The following is a 21,474-nucleotide window of genomic DNA, read 5'->3' as shown; positions in this document are numbered from 1 at the left end:
GGAAATAAGATGGGTATGCCAAAACGCTACAGTGAAATGACACCACATGAGCTAAGGGAAGAAATTGGGGTTTTGAAGGAGCAAGCAGTAAAGGCTGAGCAACTTGGAATTGTAAATGAGTTCGATGTATTAATGAGAAAAATGGCTATGGCTCGTGCTTATATGATAGATATAAATAAATTCCATATTGGTGAGACATATGAATTAGTAGAAGAACCTGGTGTGGTATTTAAAATTACGTATTTCAATGGGGTATTTGCTTGGGGATATAAGCAAAATGATAAGGAAGAAATTGGAATACCGATTTCCCTATTGCAAGAAAAATAAAAACCAGAGAGTGAATCTCTCTCTGGTTTTTATCTTTGGTAGGCGTTAAAGGAGATAGGAGATTCTAAAATTGGCGTTTTTTACATTCGTTTGCCAATATAATGAGAGACTGGGTTTGTTGCGTCTGTCCGTTAACTTGCGCTTTCGCATGTTTCGGACGAGTCCACGTATGGTTAAATAATTCAGAACGACTATCTAAACGATCACGGTAGCTCATCTTTATCACCTCGTGTAGGAATTTAATTTGTACTACTCTTCCTGCTGATTTGCAGCACGCATACGTTCTTGTGGGTGCGTGTTAATTGTGCCGTTAGGTCGTTTCGAAGCGAAGCGTGATTTCGCTTTCGGTTGACCGTCGATTTTGCTGTTGTTTTTTGACTCAGACCAAAATTCGGCTTGTCTACCCATTAAGAACGCCCCCTCATTATCAGTTGATACCTCTTTAAGAAGTATCACTTATAGAATGTGCAAAATAGAAGAAACTATCCTTTAGAAATTAAGGGAATAAATAGGTAAAAGGAGAATAGAACATGAATGATATTTATGAAACATTAACGAAAGAATTATTAGATAAAAATGACAACCTTTCTTACGCACAAGCTCGTGCATGGGTTGAATTACTGTGGGAAGACTTCCGAACAACTTATGCTAAATCAGGTCGTTACCAAGGTGAGGAAATGACTGAACAAGTGGTACGAACATGGGTTAATAATCATGGAGGGCGCCTTCATGAAATGCGTACAAATAATCCGAAGTATAGCCATTTAATCAATCAAGAAGATCATTTGAAACATTAAAAAAAGCGACGTAGGTCGCTTTTTTTAATGTGGAAGCAATTCCAGTTTCTTTCGAAGTTTCTCTTCGCTGAAAATCCATCCTGTATATGAACTAATAATATTCAAATTTTGATCGAGCTGAACGATTGCGACGAATGGATAATAATCTTTACTTCGATACCGCAAATCAATAAAGCGAACTTCATAATAGTTATCATAATCGAAAATATCCCAGCGATATACAGGCGAGAAAGATAAGAAAGCAGATATATTTTCATCTCGCACAGCAGCTTGCATAATGGCGGTATTCGGGAACGGTACGCGATCGAATTTGTCATATACAAGGATGTTACCGCGGTGCCATCTTGCGACGTAGTAATGTTCAGTTGTAACGACGGCTAAATGATAATGATAAAACTTGTAAGAAGGAGAAATAATTACTTTCTCTACATTTTTGAAACGTTTGTATACTACACTTTTGATATTTCGATGCATCATGATGCGGCCAATGTAGTAAACAAACATTAATATATACGCTGCTAAAGCAGTATAGCCTTTATGTGCTCCGACAAGCATACAGGCGATAGCTAGTATATGGATAAAGAAAATGACAGTATCAAACGTATTAATTATGCCGAGCGCTACCCATTTTTTTGTGAAGGGCCTTAATGCCTGTGTACCATAGGCATTGAAAATATCCACAAAGACATGAAGAAAGACGGCAATAAATGACCAAAGTAGCAGATGCAGATAGGGAGCGTCTGAAAAGAAGGCGAAAGAGATGCCACTTATAAGGAGTGACCAAAGGATCACTGCAGGGATGGAATGAGTAATCCCGCGATGATTTCTTATATATTTAGCGTTATTACGCAATTTTAAAACTGTATCGATGTCAGGAATATTGGAACCGGCAATTGTTGCAAGCATTACTGCTTGTGGCCCAATATCACTTTGTGCTATAGCTGGATCTAATGTTGCCAAACTGCCTAGAGTAACGCCCATAACAAGGTGAGTGGCTGTGTCCATAGAAATCCACCTCCGTTTTTTATTAATGTAACTCTTTTTATTCGATACCTCAAGTCCTTTGCCTTCTATTTCCTATGTCATCTTACTTAAATTTTTTCCTAAAATCTTTATAATAGTACGTATATGCAAAAAAATGAGGGGGATCAAGTTTGACACTTGAAATATTAAATGAGTTTAACATAGAACAGTTTCAAAATGATTTAATTGGTTGGTTTGAAAAAGAACAACGTGATTTACCGTGGCGAAAAAATAAAGATCCATACCGTGTTTGGGTTTCAGAAATTATGTTACAGCAAACAAGGGTAGAGGCTGTAAAACCATATTACGCAAATTTTATGGGGAAGTTTCCTACGCTTGAAGCGCTAGCAACTGCCGATGATGAAGAAGTATTAAAAGCATGGGAAGGCTTAGGTTATTATTCTAGAGCACGAAATTTACATGCTGCAGTAAAAGAGGTAAAAGAAGTATACGGCGGGACAGTACCGAGCGATGTAAAGAAAATTGAAAAATTAAAAGGAGTGGGACCATATACAAAAGGTGCCATTTTAAGCATTGCATATGGAATACCAGAGCCAGCGGTTGATGGAAATGTTATGCGCGTATTATCTCGTATTTTATCAGTGTGGGATGATATTGCAAAACCGAAAACGAGAAAAGTTTTTGAAGAGATTGTGCGTGAAATTATTTCTATAGAAAATCCATCTTATTTTAACCAAGGTTTGATGGAATTAGGGGCATTAATTTGTATACCGAAAAATCCATCTTGTTTACTTTGTCCTGTACGTGAACATTGCAGAGGGTATGCTGAAGGTGTTCAAAAAGAACTACCAGTGAAGAGTAAAGCGAAAGCACCTACAATGGTACCGCTCGTTGCAGGAGTACTTCAAACTGAAGATGGCCGTTACGTAATTAATAAACGACCAAGTACGGGATTACTGGCTAATATGTGGGAGTTCCCGAATATTGAACTAAGTGAAGGTATTCGTAATCAAAAACAACAGCTTACGGATTATATGAAGGAGAGCTTTGATCTCTCTGTTTCTATTGATGAATACGCGATGAATGTACAACATACTTTTACACATCGTACTTGGGATATATTTATATTTTACGGAAAAGTAACAGGTAATATTGTCGAAACGGATACATTAAAGTTTGTGTCGAAAGAAGCGTTTGAACAGTTACCTTTCTCGAAATCACATCGTACAATTTACGAAAAGTGTGTTGAGAAAATTACAATGCAGTAAAGTGAAACTTTAATCAGTGGGGGTTTTCTTCATCCCCCACTGATTATTAGCCTTCACCAATCGGGCTTTTATGGGCAGCAGGGCTCCCACCTACCTTCTTTGCTTTCGCTGCATTTTGAGGTGGGGTCTTACTGCCCGGCAAATAGCGGGATAAATAATAAAAAACGTGTTCCAGAACTTTGGAACACGTTTTTTATATTGAAAATAAATTTGTATTTTGAGATTGAAAATCCACGCGTTTATAATCCGCCCCGTGACTCGATTTCTTTCACAACTTCTTTATAAATCGTTTGGCCCTCTACATTTAGATAAGGCATAATTTGCTGAAATGAATGATGAAAATAAGCTAATTCATCCGCTTTCCATTCATTTTTGGAAATCATAGTTAGCTCAGTCATATCACGTCCAGTATACATATTCCCACCTCCATCATATGTAGTTTGAATGAGTGATAAGAGATATATGCGTGAATTTTTTAAAAGAAAATTAAGGATAACTTCTAAGTGAATTGGTTACATTATTGATTGTGGAGGTGAGAAAGATGAGTAAAAAACAACAAGGTTATAATAAGGCAACTTCTGGTGCTAGCATTCAAAGTACAAATGCTAGCTATGGTACAGAGTTTGCAACTGAAACGAATGTACAAGCAGTAAAACAAGCAAACGCACAATCAGAGGCACAGAAAGCACAAGCTTCTGGTGCTCAAAGTGCAAATGCTAGTTATGGTACAGAGTTTGCAACTGAAACAGATGTGCATGCAGTGAAAAAACAAAATGCACAATCAGCTGCAAAACAATCACAATCTTCTAGTTCAAACGAGTAATGAAAGAAAAACACTTCTCCAATTCGAGAGAAGTGTTTTCTTTGTGTGCGTGTCACTGTAATGAAAATAAAGGGAACGACATAACTTCTAATAAGTCAACAAATGTAGTCAAAGGAGAAAGAAGTTCACGATTAGAAATATGTAATAGGAATTATAAATGGCGAATGAATCAAAAAGGGGGTAAGTGATGAACGATTTTGATAAGTTGGTAGGAGAGCAGTTGGAAACGATGGATGAGCTTTTAAAGTTACAATCACATTTAGAGAAGTATCAGCAAATTGAAATGAGTGGAAGGGATACGTGTGATAAAAAAGAATTGCATTTTATCCGTCAAGAAATATACAGAACAGAAATAGCATTAAAACTTTTGCATGAAAAATTTGAACAGCAAACGAATAATGTGATTCAATCTTTTGAAACCGAAAAAATAATTTGAAATTAAGGGTGAGATATGTTGTTGATTTTAGGGAAAAGTCCTTTCTTAAACAGAGATGAGGGGGACTTTTCTTTTTGTTATATCTTCGTTTAATCTTCTAAAATACGTATTGCTAATTCATAGGAAATGTTCCTTAGTTAAAAGGGTTAGTGATGTGGTATTCAATAATACAAACTTCATTATATTCCTCATGAAAACAAGTGTCCTATCGCTTTAGTTTTAAAATTTTGACAAAAAAGTTATAATAGAAAAAAAGTGAATGCAGTTCAAGGGGTAGTTAAGACAACTTAAGAATGGCATTTGCAGTTGAAAGAAGGGAGCATATATGGGATTTCCCAAAGAAGGAGAAAAGGTACAAATACATAGTTATAAACATAATGGCGCCATTCATAGAATGTGGGAAGAGACAACGATTTTAAAAGGGACGCAGAGTCTTGTGATCGGAGCGAATGATCGTACAGTAGTTACTGAATCAGATGGCCGAACATGGGTTACTCGCGAACCTGCGATTTGTTACTTCCATGCTAATTATTGGTTTAATGTAATTGGAATGCTGAGAGAAGAAGGAGTATATTATTATTGTAATTTAAGTTCTCCTTTTGCATATGACTCTGAAGCATTAAAGTATATTGATTACGACTTAGACATTAAAGTGTATCCAGATATGACATATACACTTTTAGATGAAGATGAGTATGAGAAGCATAGTCAAATCATGCAGTATCCACCTGTTATTGATACAATTTTAAAACGAAATGTAGCGCATTTAACACAGTGGATTCATCAAAGGAAAGGTCCATTCGCGCCGGATTTCGTAGATATGTGGTACGAAAGATATTTAATGTACAGAAATTAAAACAAACCTGCAGGGAATTTCCCGGCAGGTTTGTCCTATTAGAGGGGGGATTATGTGCAAGGTATAAAAAGATATTTACAATTTGTTAAACCATATCGATGGCTTATTGCTATTACAATTATTATTGGTCTTGTGAAGTTCGGTATCCCGCTTATTATGCCATGGTTATTAAAGTATATTATTGATGATGTTATTCAAGGCACGGGATCGCTTCAAGAAAAAACGTCTCAATTAATAACCGCAATTGGGATTGCTTTTTTTATTTTTGCAGTAGTAAGACCGCCGATAGAATATTATCGTCAATATTTCGCACAGCGCATTGCCAATACAATACTATATGATTTACGAAAATACATTTTTGGGCACTTGCAAAAATTGAGCTTACGTTATTATTCGAACACAAAAACAGGGGAGCTTATTTCACGTGTAATCCATGATGTAGAACAAACGAAGGACTTTGTAATTACTGGTCTTATGAATGTCTGGTTAGATACTGCAACAATTGTTATTGCCATTATCGTTATGTTTTCTATGAATATAAAATTAACCTTTGTTGCTTTATTAATTTTACCTATTTATGTAGTTGCAGTGAAATATTTTTTCGGGCGCCTTCGAAAATTGACGAAAGAGCGCTCGCAAGCGTTAGCAACTATGCAAGGGTATTTACATGAACGTATTCAAGGAATGCAAGTGACACGTAGTTTTGCATTAGAAGAGTATGAAAGAGGACAGTTTGAAAAGAGAAATAATGAATTTTTAACGAAAGCACTAACTCATACGAGTTGGACGGCGAGAACGTTTTCGGTAGTGAATACGTTAACGGATTTAGGGCCGTTACTTGTTATTGGTTTTGCGGCATATGAGGTAATTCAAGGGTCGTTAACACTGGGCACGATGGTTGCTTTTGTTGGATATATGGATAGTTTATATAGTCCGCTTCGTCGCCTTGTTAATTCATCTACAACATTAACACAGTCCTTCGCCTCGATGGATCGAGTGTTTGAATTGTTGGATGAAAAATACGATATTGTTAATGTGCCAAATGCGGTGCAAACGAAAAGGCTAGATGGGGAAGTTATATTTGATAATGTTTCTTTTCGTTATAATGCGGATGAAAAAGAAATATTGCATAATCTGTCATTAACTATGCGCCCGGGAGAGAAGGTTGCGCTTGTAGGGGCAAGTGGAGGAGGAAAGTCATCTCTTGCTAGTTTAATTCCGCGTTTTTACGATGTTTCTGAAGGTGCAGTTTATATAGACGGGATAGATGTAAGAAAGTATAATATGAGAAATTTACGTAGTCATATTGGAATTGTGCTACAAGATAATTTATTATTTAGCGATACAATCGGGGCTAATATTTTATATGGCAATCCGAAAGCTACAGAGGCGGAAGTGATTTCAGCTGCCAAAGCTGCACAAATTCATAATTTTATTACAGAGTTGCCAGAGGGCTATGATACTGTCGTTGGGGAACGTGGTGTGAAATTATCTGGTGGACAAAGACAGCGTGTAGCAATCGCACGGGTTTTTCTAAAGAATCCGTCTTTACTTATATTAGATGAAGCAACTTCCGCTTTAGATTTAGAAAATGAACGATATATTCAAGAGGCACTGCAAACGTTAGCTGCAGATCGGACAACAATTATTATTGCACATCGATTAGCGACGATTACGCATGTTGATACAATTATTTATGTTGAAGATGGTGAAATAAAAGAAAAGGGTTCTCATGAAGAGTTAATGAAAAAGAGGGGATTTTATTACAATCTATATCAACTTCAGCATATAACAGAAACAGCTCCTTTAGCGTAAAAGGAGCTGTTTTTTATTCGTCTTCTTTTTTATCTTCGATTTGGAGTTCGCTTTCTGGTTTATGGTATGTGTAGAAGCTATCCACAAGTAAATCTAAATGCTCTACTTCCTCACTGTAGTTAATAATTGAAGAAATAAGAGGGAAGAGGTGTAACCATATTTTGTATGCTTCCTCATCGTCCTTATTTTGATAATCCATAAAGATATCAATCAATTCTTGTTTACCTGTTTCAACTTCATCAAGCATCTCAACGGATTGTTGTTTCTTTGCTTTACCAATAAATTTTAATAACACTTGTTCGTGATAATGCGTCAATGAATCAAGTTCGTTTTGAATAGATTCCTGAAACTCTTCTGGCATATAGCGCAGTTCATTTTCGGTGCGATGTAATGATTTTAACGTGCTTAAAGCGCGGCTTGTTGTCGCTAACATTTGTCTGAATAAAACGAGCTTACGAATTTTCGCGAATTGTATTTTTTTCGTATAGCTTCTTTCTTCTTTATACAGCAAATAGTAATGATTTAGTTTAATCATTTTTTCTTTCATGCGATCAATATCGGTTTTTAGCGTTGTAAAATCAGAAGCTTGCCTACTGTTCATACGAATCCATTTAACAATTTCCTCTGTATTATCAACGATGCGATGGTAAAGTTTTGTTTCATATTTTGGCGGCATAAATACTAAATTTACAAGAGAAGCCGCAATAATTCCAATCATAATCGTCGCGAATCGAAGTAAGGCAAAATTAAAGAAATCTTCGCCTTGATACTCCATAATGGCGATAACTGTTACTAAAGCGAGTGATATTGTTTTTTCTAAGCGTAATTGCAAAGTAAGAGCAATTACTAATATACACGTTAATCCAATAATAAAAGGATTATGTCCAAAAGCAGTAGCAAATACGATAGCGAATACAGCACCAATTACGTTTGCTTGAATTTGCTCAAGAGCAGTTAAATACGAGCGGTATACAGACGGTTGAACAGCAAAGATAGCTGAGATTCCCGCAAATACAGGACTCGGTAATTGAAGTAAAATACAAGCAAATAAAGCTAATGTAATGGCAATACCCGTTTTTAAAATGCGAGCACCAAGTTTCATACCCTTATTGATATCCTTTCTCTTGTCATAATGAATGTACAACATGATACTATACATTCATTACAATATGTTAGCAAGTGATATTTTAGTGACGTTAAAAAGTTTAATAAATAAATTACAATCAATTTATAATTTCTCCAAATTCTCTTTAAACATCTATTCTTTAATAAAAAAACCTGCTGAATTTCAGCAGGTTTCAAATTGTTATTCTAGATTACTATGCGATGCTCGCTTCGTCAATTTTTTTATGGAAATAAATATTGTACATGTCATTCAGTTGAAATAGATGGATCCGCCTGTTCTTTTTTTGGGATAATTTCATAGAAGTGAAGCTGGATATCATCTAATAATGGTGTTAACAAAGCGACTTCTTCATATTGTTCGTGCTCATTTAATACACGAATGTAGTCTAATAATAATTCATTCACATCTTGCAAACCATTTTTACTAATTGGCTGCAATGTTACATTTGCACCTTTAGCAATTCTTCTTTTTAAAGCGTGTTCTGTTAAACCTAAGTTTGGATCATGATGTAAATAAACAACGCCACCAGTCATACCGGCACAAATCCATGGACCAGGATCTCCTAAAACAAGAGCGCGACCATTTGTCATATATTCAAAAGCAAATCCTTTTATATTAGAATATACTCCGATATTTCCTTGTTCTTTTTCGCGGAGTGGTTTTGTAATTCTGCCGCCAATTATCATATCTGCTCCAGAAAGGCGAATGCCAGCACGAGCATCAGCGTTACCTTGCACGTATAATGCACCTTTTTGAGCGCCGTATCCAAATCCTTTTCCGACAGAACCGTTATAATATGTTCCATCTGTTCCTTTTGCTTTCGTTATATAAATGCCACCGCCAAATGAAGTTTTTCCAATTCCATCTTGCGCGCCACCATTTACGTGTATAAATAAGTTCTCACTATTGTACGCGCCTAATCCGTTTCCGGGAACAGAACCGTTTGTATACTTTAATGTAAGTGGTTCAAGATGAGTGTTTTCATATAATTTACTACGAATACGATAACAGGATTCTAGACCGCCCATTACGCGTTGCTCTACGCCGACGCTTACTAATTCTTTTGACTGGAGAGAATTTGTTGTTTCAAATTGTTTTTCTTGTACAGATGCCGTTATTTTCACAGATGAATCTTCTATCGTGTGTATTAAATTACGTAAGTCTAATAAGTCTTTGCCTCGAGTTTGTTCTAATAAATCTGATCGTCCGATAATATCTTGCAAGTTTGTGTAACCGAGCTGCCCTGTTAAACGTTTCAATTCTGTACCGAAAGTAGTGAATAGGCTTAATAGCCCTGTAACTGCGCTTTCTAATTCACGTGGAACGAAACGGCGCAGTCCATGTTCTTTCGCTTGAGCTTCAGATTCAATTTGTGTTGCAATTCCGACGTGGCACGTATCAAGATGACAACCACGGCAAGTTGTACAGCCGATTGCAATCATTGATAATGTGCCAAATCCGATTCGGTTTGCTCCGAGAAGCATGATTTTTAAGGCGTCATTTACACTTCGAATACCGCCATCTGCCCAAATCTCTACTTTATGTCTCATATTTGCTTCTAGTAACGCATTGTGAGCAGCTTTAACACCAATCTCTACAGGAAGACCAACATGTTGCAATGCGTGAATACGCGCAGCACCTGTTCCGCCATCAAATCCACTAATGTTAATAAAGTCAGCGCCAGCTTTTGCGATACCAACAGCAATTGTTCCGATGTTAGGAACGACAGGAACTTTTACAGCTACTTTTGCAAGATGATTAGCCGTTTTAATTTCTGTAATCATTTGAGCTAAGTCTTCAATTGAATAAATATCATGGTTGTTAGAAGGTGAAATTAAATCCGAACCAATTGTAGCATTACGTGCTTCCGCAATTTTGGCAGTCACTTTTGAACCAGGTAAATGTCCACCTTCACCAGGCTTCGCTCCTTGACCTATTTTAATTTCAATTAAATTTGATGAATTTAGTAGTTCAGCGTTTACTCCAAATCGGCCAGATGCAACTTGTTGTCCGCGTGTATGTGGGTACTTACCAATCATATCTTTAATTTCGCCGCCTTCACCGTTCAAACTAATCATATTTAGCTGATCGGCAGCTTCTGCATACGCGCGAAAGGCAATTTCATTTTGAGAACCAAATGACATAGAACTAATAATAAATGGTAAATCATGATTGTGAATGCCGATGGACACTTCTTCAGTCGGAACTACATGCTGTGCTTGTTTTGTTTGAACAAGGTGCCTAATTGCGATGGGAGTGTTTTCTTCTAATTCACTTAACTTGTCGCGGTAATCATCATAAGAGTTTCCTTTTGCAACATCACCAATTGCTTTCCAAATCCGCGGGAATATATGAAATGATTTTCGCATTCTAACTTTTGGATTGTTAAAATCCTCAGCTCGAATTTTTGCATCTTCAGCAAGTGATTCAAGTGAAAAAGCTAAATTATTTGAACCGCAGAAGTTTGTAATTTGTAATATATTTGCGATTTCCTCATGTAATCCAATAGAGGAGAAGAGGCGACCGTAACCGCGTAATTCATGAATTCCAATCGTTGAAATTACTTTCTCTAGTCCTTTATTAAGTGCGGTATACAAATTAGTAATTGGTACTTTTGTTTCATCATTTACCGTTGCGAACAATAAATATGGATTAATACCATCTGCCCCTAATCCGTATAGCGTGACGATATCGTGTAAGGAGCGAAGGGCACCGGAACGTATAACGAGAGAGCATTTCCGGCGTAATTTATTTTTAGTTAATGCTTGATGTACTTTGGCAGTAACTAAATGTGGGTCAATCCATAACAGTTCATTTTGATGAGATTTAGCATCATCTAATACTAGTAGGGAAGCACCATTTTTAACGGCTGCTATCGCTTCGGAACTAATTCGATTTAATGCGATTTTTAGAGTTTCTGATGGACTAAATGTAACAGAAATTGTAGAGACAGAGCTATGAGTAATGAATAGCTGTATAAGTTGTTCGTACGTAATCGTGTGTAAGTCTGCCGCGATAGATTGAGCTAAATTCCCTTCTAAAATAATGGGTGAAAGCATCTCGATTACAAATGGTTGTTTAGAGTTATCTAATAAACCCGGACGCTCTCCGAGTACAGTACGTGTGGAGAAGTGTTCAACTTCTCGATCGCGATCGATTGCTGGATTTGTAACAACGGCTACACTTTCCTTAATGAAATCAGCAATACTTCGTCTATCTGTATCAAGTGCGGCAAGTGGTGAGTCATGCCCAAGTGAACGAATTGGTTCGACGCCTTTTGTCGCCATTTGTTCAAGGAGCTGAATATGTTCTCGATCCCAGCCGAAAGCGACGTATTGATTCGTTTCAACTTGAACCGAATCACATAATCCCTCAGTTTCTTTCGTTTCAGGGATAGATAAGTTTACATGATAATTGGTAACATCGATTCGTTTCTTAAAACGGTTATATACTTCAATTTGATAATTGTCGTATTCATAGAGAACGAGCTCATCTTGTTGATTCCATTTTAATCCAACTTTTTCTCCAGGAGCGAGTGGTTTCGGCTCTGCTACATATTCAGTTGGTGATACAACTCCAGGTTCAGAAGAGAAAATATAGGAGCTCTCTGTCTCTACTTTCCAAACTGGGCGTAATCCAAGGGAATCGACACTGAAAACAGCTTCATCTTTATAACGTGAAATAATACCAGCTGGACCTTGTGCGAAATGCCCCCAAGCCTCACGTATATAAGTGTATAAGTTTTGTAAGTTTGTTTCGTAAAGCTTTATTTCATTAATAATTGGTGGAAATAATATATCCATTGCTTCAAATAAACTGTAGTTATACTGAACGAGAAGGGTTTCTAAGGTGCGGTTTAAATCTTGGGAATCACTGCCCCCGGCAGTAAGTGGTACATTAATCATTTCAGCTTGATCGCGTAATTTTGCAATCGTGTTAATTTCGCCATTATGTCCGAGAATGCTAAATGGTTGTACACGAAAAAAATTAGATAACGTATTAGTAGAATAGCGATTATGTCCTAGTGTCATAGTTGAAGCGATAAGTGGGTGTTGTAAATCATTGTAATAAGCAACGAGTGTATCGCCAGCACCGAGAACTTTATATACAACATGTTCATGACTTAATGAGGCAACATGAATTGCTTCATTTTCTTCGATTTTTATTGTTACAGAAAATAATGTTTGTTCAATATTTTTAACTTCACTTTCGGCGATAAGGGCAATTTGCCAAAATAAAGGTTCTTCTTGTTTACCAAGAGGACCGAGTGCATCTGAGTTTATTACATCATCATTTTCGAGAACAATTGTAAAGCTTTCATTGTTTAGTTGCGTACGAATGTAATCTTTTAACTCGGCAATGTTTTCTTTTTTATTTAGAAAAAAATGTCCAACGATAAAGTGGGGATGATCCACAATCGTTGGATTATATCCGCTACTTTTCAGTTTTTCATTCCAAAGTGCTTTTGGCATGTCGATATGAATTCCGATACCATCTCCTTCTCCGTTAATGAAACCAGCTCTATGATTCATTTTGACTAGAGATTGTATACAAAGATCGATGTTTTCTTTTGTAGGAATTCTTCGTTTTTCCATAACGGAAACGATTCCACACGCATCATGTTCTGCATTTTTATAATTCCGAAATAAAGACGGTGTCCATTTATTTTTTTTATTGAGCATCCGTCAATCCCCCCTCTGGAAAATGAATTTTGAATAATCTTACTATTTAAGGCGTGAACTGCCTTGTATACATGGATAGTAAAGATATAAAAGGATATAAAACAGATAATTATGAATAATTATACTATTAATGAGGGATTTATGAAATAGAAAAAAGGAAAAAAGAAAGATGGGCTTTCTTTTTTCCTTTTGTAATGAAGAGATTATTTATTGTTCGTTAGGGTAGAAAATGCTCTGCCAACAGCTTCAATTGTATATTCAATATCTTCTTTTGTATGTTCTGTCGTTAAGAACCATGCTTCATATTTAGAAGGTGCTAAATTAATACCTTCTTGAAGCATCAGCTTGAAGAATCTACCGAACATTTCACCATCTGTATTTTTGGCTGCATCGTAATCTTCAATTGTATTTGTCGTGAAGTATACAGTTAATGCACCCTTTAGACGGTTTACTGTAATATCGATGTTATGTTTTGTAGCTTGATCTAAAATTCCTTTTTCAAGCATTGCGCCAAGTGCATCTAATTTCTCGTATACGCCTTCTTGTTGAAGTACTTCTAGACAGGCAATCCCTGATGCCATAGAAGCAGGGTTCCCAGCCATTGTACCAGCTTGGTATGCAGGGCCGAGCGGTGCAACTTGTTCCATAATTTCTTTCTTACCACCGTAAGCACCAATTGGAAGTCCACCGCCGATAACTTTACCAAGTGCTGTTAAATCTGGGGTTACGCCAAGTAAGTCTTGAGCGCCGCCATACATAAAGCGGAAAGCAGTAATAACTTCATCATAAATTACTAGTGCACCAGCTTCGTGAACGAGTTCATTAACTTTTTCAAGGAAGCCAGGTTTTGGCTCAACAATACCGAAGTTTCCAACGATTGGCTCTACAAGGATAGCTGCTACTTCGTGTCCCCATTTATCTAACGCTTCTTTTAAAGTTTCTACATTATTAAATGGAACAGTAATAACTTCTTGAGCGATACTTTGTGGCACACCAGCTGAATCAGGAATTCCAAGAGTAGAAGGACCAGAGCCAGCTGCTACAAGTACTAAATCGGAATGACCGTGGTAACAACCAGCGAATTTCATAATTTTTGTGCGGCCAGTGTAAGCACGAGCAACACGAATGGTTGTCATAACGGATTCTGTACCAGAGTTCACGAAGCGAACTTTATCTAAAGCGGGCATTGCTTCTTTTAACATTTTTGCGAATTTTACTTCTAGTGCTGTTGGAGTACCGTATAGTACGCCGTTTTCAGCCGCTGTTTTAATTGCTTCTGTTACGTGTGGGTGAGCATGTCCAGTAATAATAGGGCCATACGCTGCTAAATAGTCGATATATTTATTTCCATCTACATCCCAGAAATAAGCACCTTTTCCGCGTTCCATTGCAACAGGAGAACCGCCTCCAACTGCTTTAAAAGAACGGGAAGGACTATTAACACCACCAACGATATGTTCTAAAGCTTCTTTATGTAACGCTTCTGATTTTGTGAAATTCACTACAATTCATCTCCTTACAAAAATCTATGTATTATTCTAACATGTTTTTTGAAAAGACGTATTGTTTGTGATAGAAGGAGCAGTTGGGTAAACTATTCGTTGTGACATTTAGGAAGGGGGTCCGATTATGAAATCGGTAATTGAGGTACAAGGGTTACGTAAAGAGTTTACAGCTTATTCAAGTCGTCCGGGCTTAAAGGGTGCATTTCGCGATTTATTAAATCGTAATTATAAAATAGTACCAGCAGTAAATGATGTTTCTTTTACTGTAAAGCAAGGTGAAATGGTTGGTTATATTGGTGAAAATGGTGCTGGTAAATCAACGACAATTAAAATGCTGACGGGGATTTTGACTCCGACATCAGGGCAAATTACAGTGAACGGAATGAACCCACACAAACAGAGAGAAGAATTTGTAAGAACAATCGGTGTTGTGTTTGGTCAGCGTTCTCAGCTTTGGTGGGATATCGCTGTACAAGAATCATTTCGTTTATTGAAGAAAGTGTACGGTGTATCGGATGCTCAGTATAAGGAACATATGGAACATGTTATTGAAACGTTAGATATTGGTCCTTTGTTAGATAAACCGGTACGGAAATTATCTCTTGGTCAAAGAATGCGTTGTGAATTAGCAGCGGCGTTAATTCATAATCCGCCGTTATTATTTTTAGATGAGCCAACAATTGGACTAGATGTTCTTGTGAAATTGAAAATACGAGAATTCTTAAAAGAGATGAATGAACGTTATAAAACAACAATTTTGTTAACAACACATGATATTACTGATATTGAAGCTTTATGTGAGCGCGTTATTATGCTTGATGAAGGAAGCATTATGTATGATGGATCTTTAGGTAACCTTCGCACGCAGTGGGGAGCGGAGAAGGAAATACATTTTCAGTTTGTTGCTCCGGTTTCATACCAGGCGTTATCAATGGTTATGCCTGATAGTCATGTCGTTTGGTCAAAAGCAAAAGAGGAAAATGCGTGGGTTGCAAAAATACCGAATGAAGAAGTTATCATTTCTATGCTGATTTCTAAAGTGGTACAAGCTTTTCAAATTAAAGATTTAAAAATTAACGAAGTGTCTACAGAGGAAATTATTCGTAACATTTATGAAGAAGGTATTATGCATGGGTAAGTATATTGAAATGATTCGGATTCGCTTTTTAATGATGCTTGCCTATCGTACAAATTATTACAGCGGGATTTTAATTTATACGATTAATATCGGTGCGTATTATTTTTTGTGGCAAGCGATTTATAGCGGGAAAGAGAACATTGAAGGTTTATCTATTTCACAAATGACTACTTATATTGCGATCGCATGGATGGCACGTGCTTTTTATTTTAATAATATAGATAGAGAAATTGCGATGGAAATTCAGGAAGGACGTGTGGCGGTAGAGCTAATTCGTCCGTATAACTATTTAGGTATGAAAGTTATGCAAGGTCTTGGAGAAGGGATATTTCGTTTTGCTTTCTTTTCAATTCCAGGTATGGTTATTGTTACGTTATTATTTTCATTACAAATTACAACGAATTTTCAAACATGGTTATATTTCTTCTTATCTTTAATATTTAGTTTTATCATTAATACACAAATAAATTTAATGACAGGGATGCTTACATTCTTCTTATTTAATAATAGTGGAATTATGTATGCGAAACGTGTCGTGATTGATTTATTTTCTGGTTTATTATTACCGATTAGTTTTTATCCGTTATGGGCCCAAAAAACAATGATGTTTTTACCGTTTCAAGCAATTAGTTATATTCCGAGTATGATTTTCTCTGAAGGTATACAAGGAAGTAAGTTATATGAAGCTTTATTATTTCAAGTGATGTGGGCAATTATACTTATTATTCCAATTGTACTCATGTGGAAAACGGCGAGAAAACGTCTAATTGTACAAGGGGGATGATGAGATGATATATATAAAATTGTTTTTGCAATATGCAAGTCAATATATAAAAACAAAATTGGAGTATCGTGGCGATTTTATCGTCGGATTACTTTCAGATTTATCACTACAAGCTGTTAATTTAATCTTCATTCTCGTTGTGTTTGGGCATACTCAAGTACTAAAAGGGTGGAGCCGAGAAGAAGTAATCTTTATCTATGGGTTCTTTTTAGTACCGTTTGCCATTTTTTCAGCTTTCTTTAATATATGGGACTTTAATGATCGTTACATTATTAAAGGAGAAATGGACCGTATATTAACGAGACCGATTCATAGTTTATTTCAAATTATATTAGAAAGAATGGAACTTGAATCTTTAATTGGAGCTATTACGGGGATTATTGTGATGGGTTATGCAGCAATGGAGCTGCAACTATCTTTTTACTGGTATGATTTCTTCTTATTCCTACTTATGGCAGGGGGAGGAGCACTTGTGTACGGCGGGATATTTGTTACGCTTGCAAGTCTTGGCTTTTGGTCGGATGCGAAAAGTTCCATTATGCCGCTTATGTATAACATAGGGAATTATGGACGCTACCCTGTTGATATTTATAACCGTGTTATTCGCTTTGTTTTAACATTTGTTTTACCGTTTGCATTTGTTGGGGTATATCCAGCAGCATACTTTTTAAGAAAAACAGAGTGGAATAGCTATGCTTTCGCAACACCAATTGTTGGTGTTATCTGTTTTACTATTGCAATTACCCTCTGGAATCAAGGGGTTAAACGATATCGTGGTGCGGGAAATTAATTATAGAAGCTTGTTCGTTTCTAAGGGATAAATCCGCTATAGTCCTCATACATATAAAATGAGGTGGAGGACATGTTATGGGGATTTATTCTATTAATTGCGGCAATCGCTATTTTGAGAAGTGTCCAATTATTATGGAGTTCATATTCAAATTCCAATCGTTTCTTTTCGCTGTACAATTTAGCTACGTTGTTTTTAATTTATACAACGGTACTGATTGCGTTTGGATTAAGTTATGTTGTGCTAGAGGAAATGGGTTTTGCGGTTTTAAAAGAAGATGGGGATAGGCTAAGTGCTCATTCCTTTCAACTCGTTGAAATATGTTTATATTTTAGCGCGGTTACTTTATTGTCCGTTGGATATGGTGATATAGCTCCGATTGGAATCGGAAGATGGATTGCAATTGGAGAAGCATTAATTGGATATACATTACCGTTTGCTTTTGTGGTAAGGACTGTAATGGACAATGAAAAATAAGGTAGCATTTGTTATAGTAATAGAAAAGAAAAGGAGTGATAACAATGATCACAGTAGGAGAAATAGCACCGGAATTCACATTAGAGGGAAGTACCGGAGAACAAATTCGCTTAGCTGACTTCCGAGGTAAAAATGTAGTTTTATATTTTTACCCGAAAGATATGACTCCAGGGTGTACAACCGAAGCATGTGATTTTCGTGATGCATATGGATTATTCCAAGAGAAGGACACGGTCATCCTTGGCGTAAGTCCTGATTCGGTGAACAGACATATGAAATTCATCGAGAAGCATGAGCTTCCATTTGTACTTTTAGTAGATGAAGATCATAAAGTAGCAGAATTGTACGATGTTTGGAAGTTGAAAAAGAACTTTGGAAAAGAGTACATGGGAATCGAGCGTTCTACATTCCTTATCAATAAAGATGGTGAACTTGTAAAAGAATGGCGTAAAGTGAAAGTGAAAGGACATATTGAGGACGTTCTTTCTTATATAAAATAAATCTATATTAATGTGGAAAAAAATACATATGTAAGGCATGCGTCTATACATATTTTCTTGCGATACATAAAGTGAAAGTGTAGGGCATACCTCCTCAGATGATAGTATTCCAAGTGCGATTATGTCGCACTTTTTTCTATGTGAATGTATAGGAAATACGGGAAGTTACATAAGAATAAGGCTATATACAAAAATAAACCACATACTTATAGTAGAAATATTGACGATTTATAAGAAAAGGAGTACACTCTTTATAAGAATTATAAAATAATAATCCGTATAGAATCGGGGTGCATGACGGTGGTCAAAGAAGAATTAAAAGAAGCGCTAGAAATGCTGAAAAATACGGGTGTACGCATTACTCCACAGCGTCATGCTATTTTAGAGTACCTTGTGGAATCTATGACGCACCCAACAGCGGATGACATTTATAAAGCATTAGAAGGTAAGTTTCCAAATATGAGTGTTGCAACTGTCTATAATAACTTACGTGTGTTTAAAGAAGTTGGACTTGTAAAGGAATTAACTTATGGGGACGCTTCAAGTAGATTTGATTATGTTACAAGTCAACATTATCATGTGATTTGCGAAAAATGTGGTAAGATTGTTGATTTTCCTTATGGAGGTTTGGAACAGCTTGAAGAGGAAGCTGCGAAAACGACAGGATTCATTATTAATAGTCATCGCTTAGAAATTTATGGCGTTTGTCCAGAGTGTCATAAGGCGTAATATATAATAAAGAAAGAGGGTGACGATTAAGTCACCCTCTTTCTTTATTATATAGGGATGAAAAAATACTAAAGTGAAAGTACGTGTTATCCTTTATAGCTTTTTTTATTGTATTTCTCATTAAATTCTTTTCCTTCTAAACTCGGATCCAGTGTTAAAGGTTGGTTGCAATGCATGCATGCGTCGACACGACCAAGCATTTTTGTTGGCTTATCGCAGCTTGGACAAATAATTTGTACAGTCTTAGTAGATAACATACCAATCCAAAAATAAACGACAGTACTAGCGATAACAGCTAAAAAGCCAACCATCATAAATGTTGTCATAATAATAATGTTGTCACGGAAAAAGACTCCTAAGTATGCAATGAAGAGGCCGATAAATACTAAACTTAATGCGAAGGTCCGAATTTTATTGATTTTGTTCGAATATTTAATGCTCATTCTCACCACGCTCCTATAATAATAATATAACATAAAATTTAGAATTTTCACTCGTTCAGAAACGTGATAAAGCGATAAGATATGAAATGTGGAGTATGATGAAGAATGAAGGGAGGCTATAATGATTTTTGAAACGAGTTTTTTAACATTTAACGGGATGTGAAATTTTTTTATAAAAAGTATTGACCCTACATATACTGCATGATATATTAATAAACGTCGCTGATGCGGAAACGCAGTGAACGACAAAAAAAGAAACTTGAAAAACTTAGTTGACATCGGAATACGAAGATGTTAACATAAGAAAGTCGCAATTGAGCGGCGAAGTAGTTCTTTGAAAACTGAACGAAACAAACAACGTGAACGTCAATTTTTATTTTTAGATGCTAGACAAACTAACTTTATTGGAGAGTTTGATCCTGGCTCAGGATGAACGCTGGCGGCGTGCCTAATACATGCAAGTCGAGCGAATGGATTAAGAGCTTGCTCTTATGAAGTTAGCGGCGGACGGGTGAGTAACACGTGGGTAACCTACCCATAAGACTGGGATAACTCCGGGAAACCGGGGCTAATACCGGATAATATTTTGAACTGCATAGTTCGAAATTGAAAGGCGGCTTCGGCTGTCATTTATGGATGGACCCGCGTCGCATTAGCTAGTTGGTGAGGTAACGGCTCACCAAGGCGACGATGCGTAGCCGACCTGAGAGGGTGATCGGCCACACTGGGACTGAGACACGGCCCAGACTCCTACGGGAGGCAGCAGTAGGGAATCTTCCGCAATGGACGAAAGTCTGACGGAGCAACGCCGCGTGAGTGATGAAGGCTTTCGGGTCGTAAAACTCTGTTGTTAGGGAAGAACAAGTGCTAGTTGAATAAGCTGGCACCTTGACGGTACCTAACCAGAAAGCCACGGCTAACTACGTGCCAGCAGCCGCGGTAATACGTAGGTGGCAAGCGTTATCCGGAATTATTGGGCGTAAAGCGCGCGCAGGTGGTTTCTTAAGTCTGATGTGAAAGCCCACGGCTCAACCGTGGAGGGTCATTGGAAACTGGGAGACTTGAGTGCAGAAGAGGAAAGTGGAATTCCATGTGTAGCGGTGAAATGCGTAGAGATATGGAGGAACACCAGTGGCGAAGGCGACTTTCTGGTCTGTAACTGACACTGAGGCGCGAAAGCGTGGGGAGCAAACAGGATTAGATACCCTGGTAGTCCACGCCGTAAACGATGAGTGCTAAGTGTTAGAGGGTTTCCGCCCTTTAGTGCTGAAGTTAACGCATTAAGCACTCCGCCTGGGGAGTACGGCCGCAAGGCTGAAACTCAAAGGAATTGACGGGGGCCCGCACAAGCGGTGGAGCATGTGGTTTAATTCGAAGCAACGCGAAGAACCTTACCAGGTCTTGACATCCTCTGAAAACTCTAGAGATAGAGCTTCTCCTTCGGGAGCAGAGTGACAGGTGGTGCATGGTTGTCGTCAGCTCGTGTCGTGAGATGTTGGGTTAAGTCCCGCAACGAGCGCAACCCTTGATCTTAGTTGCCATCATTAAGTTGGGCACTCTAAGGTGACTGCCGGTGACAAACCGGAGGAAGGTGGGGATGACGTCAAATCATCATGCCCCTTATGACCTGGGCTACACACGTGCTACAATGGACGGTACAAAGAGCTGCAAGACCGCGAGGTGGAGCTAATCTCATAAAACCGTTCTCAGTTCGGATTGTAGGCTGCAACTCGCCTACATGAAGCTGGAATCGCTAGTAATCGCGGATCAGCATGCCGCGGTGAATACGTTCCCGGGCCTTGTACACACCGCCCGTCACACCACGAGAGTTTGTAACACCCGAAGTCGGTGGGGTAACCTTTATGGAGCCAGCCGCCTAAGGTGGGACAGATGATTGGGGTGAAGTCGTAACAAGGTAGCCGTATCGGAAGGTGCGGCTGGATCACCTCCTTTCTATGGAGAATTGATGAACGCAGTTCATCAATAAACGTTGA

Annotated in this window: 21 protein-coding genes and 1 rRNA gene; 14 read left to right on the top strand and 8 right to left on the bottom strand. The window is 37.5% G+C overall.

Annotation, left to right across the window (positions count from 1 at the left end):
* The first annotated feature begins 9 nt into the window (after nucleotides 1-9).
* Complete coding sequence (locus I6L50_RS02270) at nucleotides 10-327, top strand: YfhH family protein (protein WP_002139556.1); 318 nt, start codon at nucleotides 10-12, stop codon at nucleotides 325-327.
* A 64-nt stretch (nucleotides 328-391) separates the two neighbouring features.
* Here the strand turns inward: I6L50_RS02270 and I6L50_RS02265 are convergent, their stop codons facing one another.
* Nucleotides 392-544 carry a YpzG family protein gene (locus I6L50_RS02265; RefSeq protein WP_000122093.1) on the bottom strand — a complete coding sequence of 51 codons (153 nt, stop codon included), beginning with the start codon at nucleotides 542-544 and terminating at the stop codon, nucleotides 392-394.
* 32 nt (nucleotides 545-576) lie between these two features.
* Entirely contained in the window at nucleotides 577-735 is a 159-nt protein-coding gene (locus I6L50_RS02260) for a small, acid-soluble spore protein K (protein ID WP_002010326.1), read from the bottom strand.
* A 122-nt stretch (nucleotides 736-857) separates the two neighbouring features.
* Here I6L50_RS02260 and I6L50_RS02255 point away from each other — a divergent pair, with 122 nt between their 5' ends.
* Entirely contained in the window at nucleotides 858-1,124 is a 267-nt protein-coding gene (locus tag I6L50_RS02255) for a YfhJ family protein (RefSeq protein ID WP_002010328.1), read from the top strand.
* A 24-nt stretch (nucleotides 1,125-1,148) separates the two neighbouring features.
* Here I6L50_RS02255 and I6L50_RS02250 read toward each other — a convergent pair whose 3' ends face one another.
* The gene (locus I6L50_RS02250) at nucleotides 1,149-2,129 is read right to left on the bottom strand and encodes a metal-dependent hydrolase (RefSeq protein ID WP_002010329.1); all 981 of its coding nucleotides are present in this window, start codon (nucleotides 2,127-2,129) and stop codon (nucleotides 1,149-1,151) included.
* Between the two features lie 149 nt (nucleotides 2,130-2,278).
* On the opposite strand from I6L50_RS02250, the gene mutY reads away from it, so the two are divergent.
* On the top strand, nucleotides 2,279-3,376 hold the full coding sequence (gene mutY, locus I6L50_RS02245; protein WP_002091125.1) for an A/G-specific adenine glycosylase: 1,098 nt from the start codon (nucleotides 2,279-2,281) through the stop codon (nucleotides 3,374-3,376).
* A 239-nt stretch (nucleotides 3,377-3,615) separates the two neighbouring features.
* Here the strand turns inward: mutY and I6L50_RS02240 are convergent, their stop codons facing one another.
* Complete coding sequence (locus I6L50_RS02240) at nucleotides 3,616-3,792, bottom strand: hypothetical protein (RefSeq protein WP_181777951.1); 177 nt, start codon at nucleotides 3,790-3,792, stop codon at nucleotides 3,616-3,618.
* A 125-nt stretch (nucleotides 3,793-3,917) separates the two neighbouring features.
* On the opposite strand from I6L50_RS02240, the gene I6L50_RS02235 reads away from it, so the two are divergent.
* The 4 genes from I6L50_RS02235 (at nucleotide 3,918) to I6L50_RS02220 (ending at nucleotide 7,306) form a co-directional block, all read left to right on the top strand.
* A complete protein-coding gene (locus I6L50_RS02235; protein ID WP_002091122.1) occupies nucleotides 3,918-4,199 on the top strand; it encodes a gamma-type small acid-soluble spore protein in 282 nt (93 codons plus the stop codon).
* Nucleotides 4,200-4,386: 187 nt separating this feature from the next.
* Entirely contained in the window at nucleotides 4,387-4,635 is a 249-nt protein-coding gene (locus tag I6L50_RS02230; RefSeq protein WP_002091121.1) for a YgaB family protein, read from the top strand.
* Between the two features lie 325 nt (nucleotides 4,636-4,960).
* Nucleotides 4,961-5,491 (top strand): nucleoside tri-diphosphate phosphatase, encoded by a 531-nt coding sequence (gene ntdP / locus I6L50_RS02225; RefSeq protein WP_113937952.1) that lies wholly within the window; start codon nucleotides 4,961-4,963, stop codon nucleotides 5,489-5,491.
* 54 nt (nucleotides 5,492-5,545) lie between these two features.
* On the top strand, nucleotides 5,546-7,306 hold the full coding sequence (locus I6L50_RS02220) for an ABC transporter ATP-binding protein (RefSeq protein WP_002091119.1): 1,761 nt from the start codon (nucleotides 5,546-5,548) through the stop codon (nucleotides 7,304-7,306).
* Nucleotides 7,307-7,319: 13 nt separating this feature from the next.
* On the opposite strand, the gene I6L50_RS02215 is transcribed toward I6L50_RS02220, so the two are convergent.
* The 3 genes from I6L50_RS02215 to hemL all read right to left on the bottom strand — a co-directional run bounded on the left by I6L50_RS02215 (nucleotide 7,320) and on the right by hemL (nucleotide 14,616).
* Nucleotides 7,320-8,408 (bottom strand): aromatic acid exporter family protein, encoded by a 1,089-nt coding sequence (locus I6L50_RS02215; RefSeq protein WP_002063696.1) that lies wholly within the window; start codon nucleotides 8,406-8,408, stop codon nucleotides 7,320-7,322.
* Nucleotides 8,409-8,677: 269 nt separating this feature from the next.
* Nucleotides 8,678-13,114: a glutamate synthase-related protein gene (locus tag I6L50_RS02210; protein WP_219300318.1), complete on the bottom strand. Its 4,437-nt coding sequence runs from the start codon at nucleotides 13,112-13,114 to the stop codon at nucleotides 8,678-8,680.
* Nucleotides 13,115-13,317: 203 nt separating this feature from the next.
* Nucleotides 13,318-14,616, bottom strand: coding sequence for a glutamate-1-semialdehyde-2,1-aminomutase (gene hemL, locus I6L50_RS02205; protein WP_219300316.1), 1,299 nt, complete (start codon nucleotides 14,614-14,616; stop codon nucleotides 13,318-13,320).
* Between the two features lie 127 nt (nucleotides 14,617-14,743).
* Here hemL and I6L50_RS02200 point away from each other — a divergent pair, with 127 nt between their 5' ends.
* From I6L50_RS02200 to perR, 6 genes are all read left to right on the top strand, one after another.
* Nucleotides 14,744-15,757 (top strand): ABC transporter ATP-binding protein, encoded by a 1,014-nt coding sequence (locus I6L50_RS02200; protein WP_113937950.1) that lies wholly within the window; start codon nucleotides 14,744-14,746, stop codon nucleotides 15,755-15,757.
* Nucleotides 15,750-16,541 (top strand): ABC transporter permease, encoded by a 792-nt coding sequence (locus tag I6L50_RS02195; RefSeq protein WP_113937949.1) that lies wholly within the window; start codon nucleotides 15,750-15,752, stop codon nucleotides 16,539-16,541. The genes I6L50_RS02200 and I6L50_RS02195 overlap by 8 nt, the downstream gene beginning before the upstream one ends.
* A 4-nt stretch (nucleotides 16,542-16,545) precedes the next feature.
* Nucleotides 16,546-17,331: an ABC transporter permease gene (locus I6L50_RS02190; RefSeq protein ID WP_113937948.1), complete on the top strand. Its 786-nt coding sequence runs from the start codon at nucleotides 16,546-16,548 to the stop codon at nucleotides 17,329-17,331.
* A gap of 72 nt (nucleotides 17,332-17,403) precedes the next feature.
* Nucleotides 17,404-17,808 (top strand): potassium channel family protein, encoded by a 405-nt coding sequence (locus I6L50_RS02185; protein ID WP_002091112.1) that lies wholly within the window; start codon nucleotides 17,404-17,406, stop codon nucleotides 17,806-17,808.
* Between the two features lie 44 nt (nucleotides 17,809-17,852).
* Nucleotides 17,853-18,308 (top strand): thioredoxin-dependent thiol peroxidase, encoded by a 456-nt coding sequence (gene bcp / locus I6L50_RS02180; protein WP_002010353.1) that lies wholly within the window; start codon nucleotides 17,853-17,855, stop codon nucleotides 18,306-18,308.
* Between the two features lie 300 nt (nucleotides 18,309-18,608).
* Entirely contained in the window at nucleotides 18,609-19,037 is a 429-nt protein-coding gene (gene perR, locus I6L50_RS02175) for a peroxide-responsive transcriptional repressor PerR (protein ID WP_165762387.1), read from the top strand.
* Between the two features lie 86 nt (nucleotides 19,038-19,123).
* On the opposite strand, the gene I6L50_RS02170 is transcribed toward perR, so the two are convergent.
* Complete coding sequence (locus I6L50_RS02170) at nucleotides 19,124-19,480, bottom strand: YgzB family protein (RefSeq protein ID WP_002063699.1); 357 nt, start codon at nucleotides 19,478-19,480, stop codon at nucleotides 19,124-19,126.
* 401 nt (nucleotides 19,481-19,881) lie between these two features.
* Between I6L50_RS02170 and I6L50_RS02165 the strand changes: the two genes are divergently transcribed.
* Nucleotides 19,882-21,433: ribosomal RNA gene (locus I6L50_RS02165) — 16S ribosomal RNA — on the top strand.
* The last annotated feature ends 41 nt before the right edge of the window (nucleotides 21,434-21,474 follow it).

Origin of the sequence: Bacillus sp. FDAARGOS_1420 (genome assembly GCF_019344915.1) — a bacterium.
GTDB classification, from domain to species: Bacteria; Bacillota; Bacilli; order Bacillales; family Bacillaceae_G; genus Bacillus_A; species Bacillus_A mycoides.
Note: the sequence above shows the minus strand (reverse complement) of the source record. Positions and strands in the feature narration are given on the sequence as shown.

Bases quoted from the DNA above. Each gene is read 5' to 3' on its own strand.
- I6L50_RS02215 (WP_002063696.1), bottom strand. From the start codon at position 8,408: ATGAAACTTGGTGCTCGCATTTTAAAAACGGGTATTGCCATTACATTA.
- I6L50_RS02255 (WP_002010328.1), top strand. From the start codon at position 858: ATGAATGATATTTATGAAACATTAACGAAAGAATTATTAGATAAAAAT.
- I6L50_RS02190 (WP_113937948.1), top strand. From the start codon at position 16,546: ATGATATATATAAAATTGTTTTTGCAATATGCAAGTCAATATATAAAA.
- I6L50_RS02195 (WP_113937949.1), top strand. From the start codon at position 15,750: ATGGGTAAGTATATTGAAATGATTCGGATTCGCTTTTTAATGATGCTT.
- I6L50_RS02235 (WP_002091122.1), top strand. From the start codon at position 3,918: ATGAGTAAAAAACAACAAGGTTATAATAAGGCAACTTCTGGTGCTAGC.
- ntdP (WP_113937952.1), top strand. From the start codon at position 4,961: ATGGGATTTCCCAAAGAAGGAGAAAAGGTACAAATACATAGTTATAAA.
- I6L50_RS02260 (WP_002010326.1), bottom strand. From the start codon at position 735: ATGGGTAGACAAGCCGAATTTTGGTCTGAGTCAAAAAACAACAGCAAA.
- I6L50_RS02200 (WP_113937950.1), top strand. From the start codon at position 14,744: ATGAAATCGGTAATTGAGGTACAAGGGTTACGTAAAGAGTTTACAGCT.
- I6L50_RS02185 (WP_002091112.1), top strand. From the start codon at position 17,404: ATGTTATGGGGATTTATTCTATTAATTGCGGCAATCGCTATTTTGAGA.
- I6L50_RS02270 (WP_002139556.1), top strand. From the start codon at position 10: ATGGGTATGCCAAAACGCTACAGTGAAATGACACCACATGAGCTAAGG.
- I6L50_RS02250 (WP_002010329.1), bottom strand. From the start codon at position 2,129: ATGGACACAGCCACTCACCTTGTTATGGGCGTTACTCTAGGCAGTTTG.
- I6L50_RS02170 (WP_002063699.1), bottom strand. From the start codon at position 19,480: ATGAGCATTAAATATTCGAACAAAATCAATAAAATTCGGACCTTCGCA.
- I6L50_RS02265 (WP_000122093.1), bottom strand. From the start codon at position 544: ATGAGCTACCGTGATCGTTTAGATAGTCGTTCTGAATTATTTAACCAT.
- bcp (WP_002010353.1), top strand. From the start codon at position 17,853: ATGATCACAGTAGGAGAAATAGCACCGGAATTCACATTAGAGGGAAGT.
- I6L50_RS02210 (WP_219300318.1), bottom strand. From the start codon at position 13,114: ATGCTCAATAAAAAAAATAAATGGACACCGTCTTTATTTCGGAATTAT.
- I6L50_RS02240 (WP_181777951.1), bottom strand. From the start codon at position 3,792: ATGTATACTGGACGTGATATGACTGAGCTAACTATGATTTCCAAAAAT.
- I6L50_RS02230 (WP_002091121.1), top strand. From the start codon at position 4,387: ATGAACGATTTTGATAAGTTGGTAGGAGAGCAGTTGGAAACGATGGAT.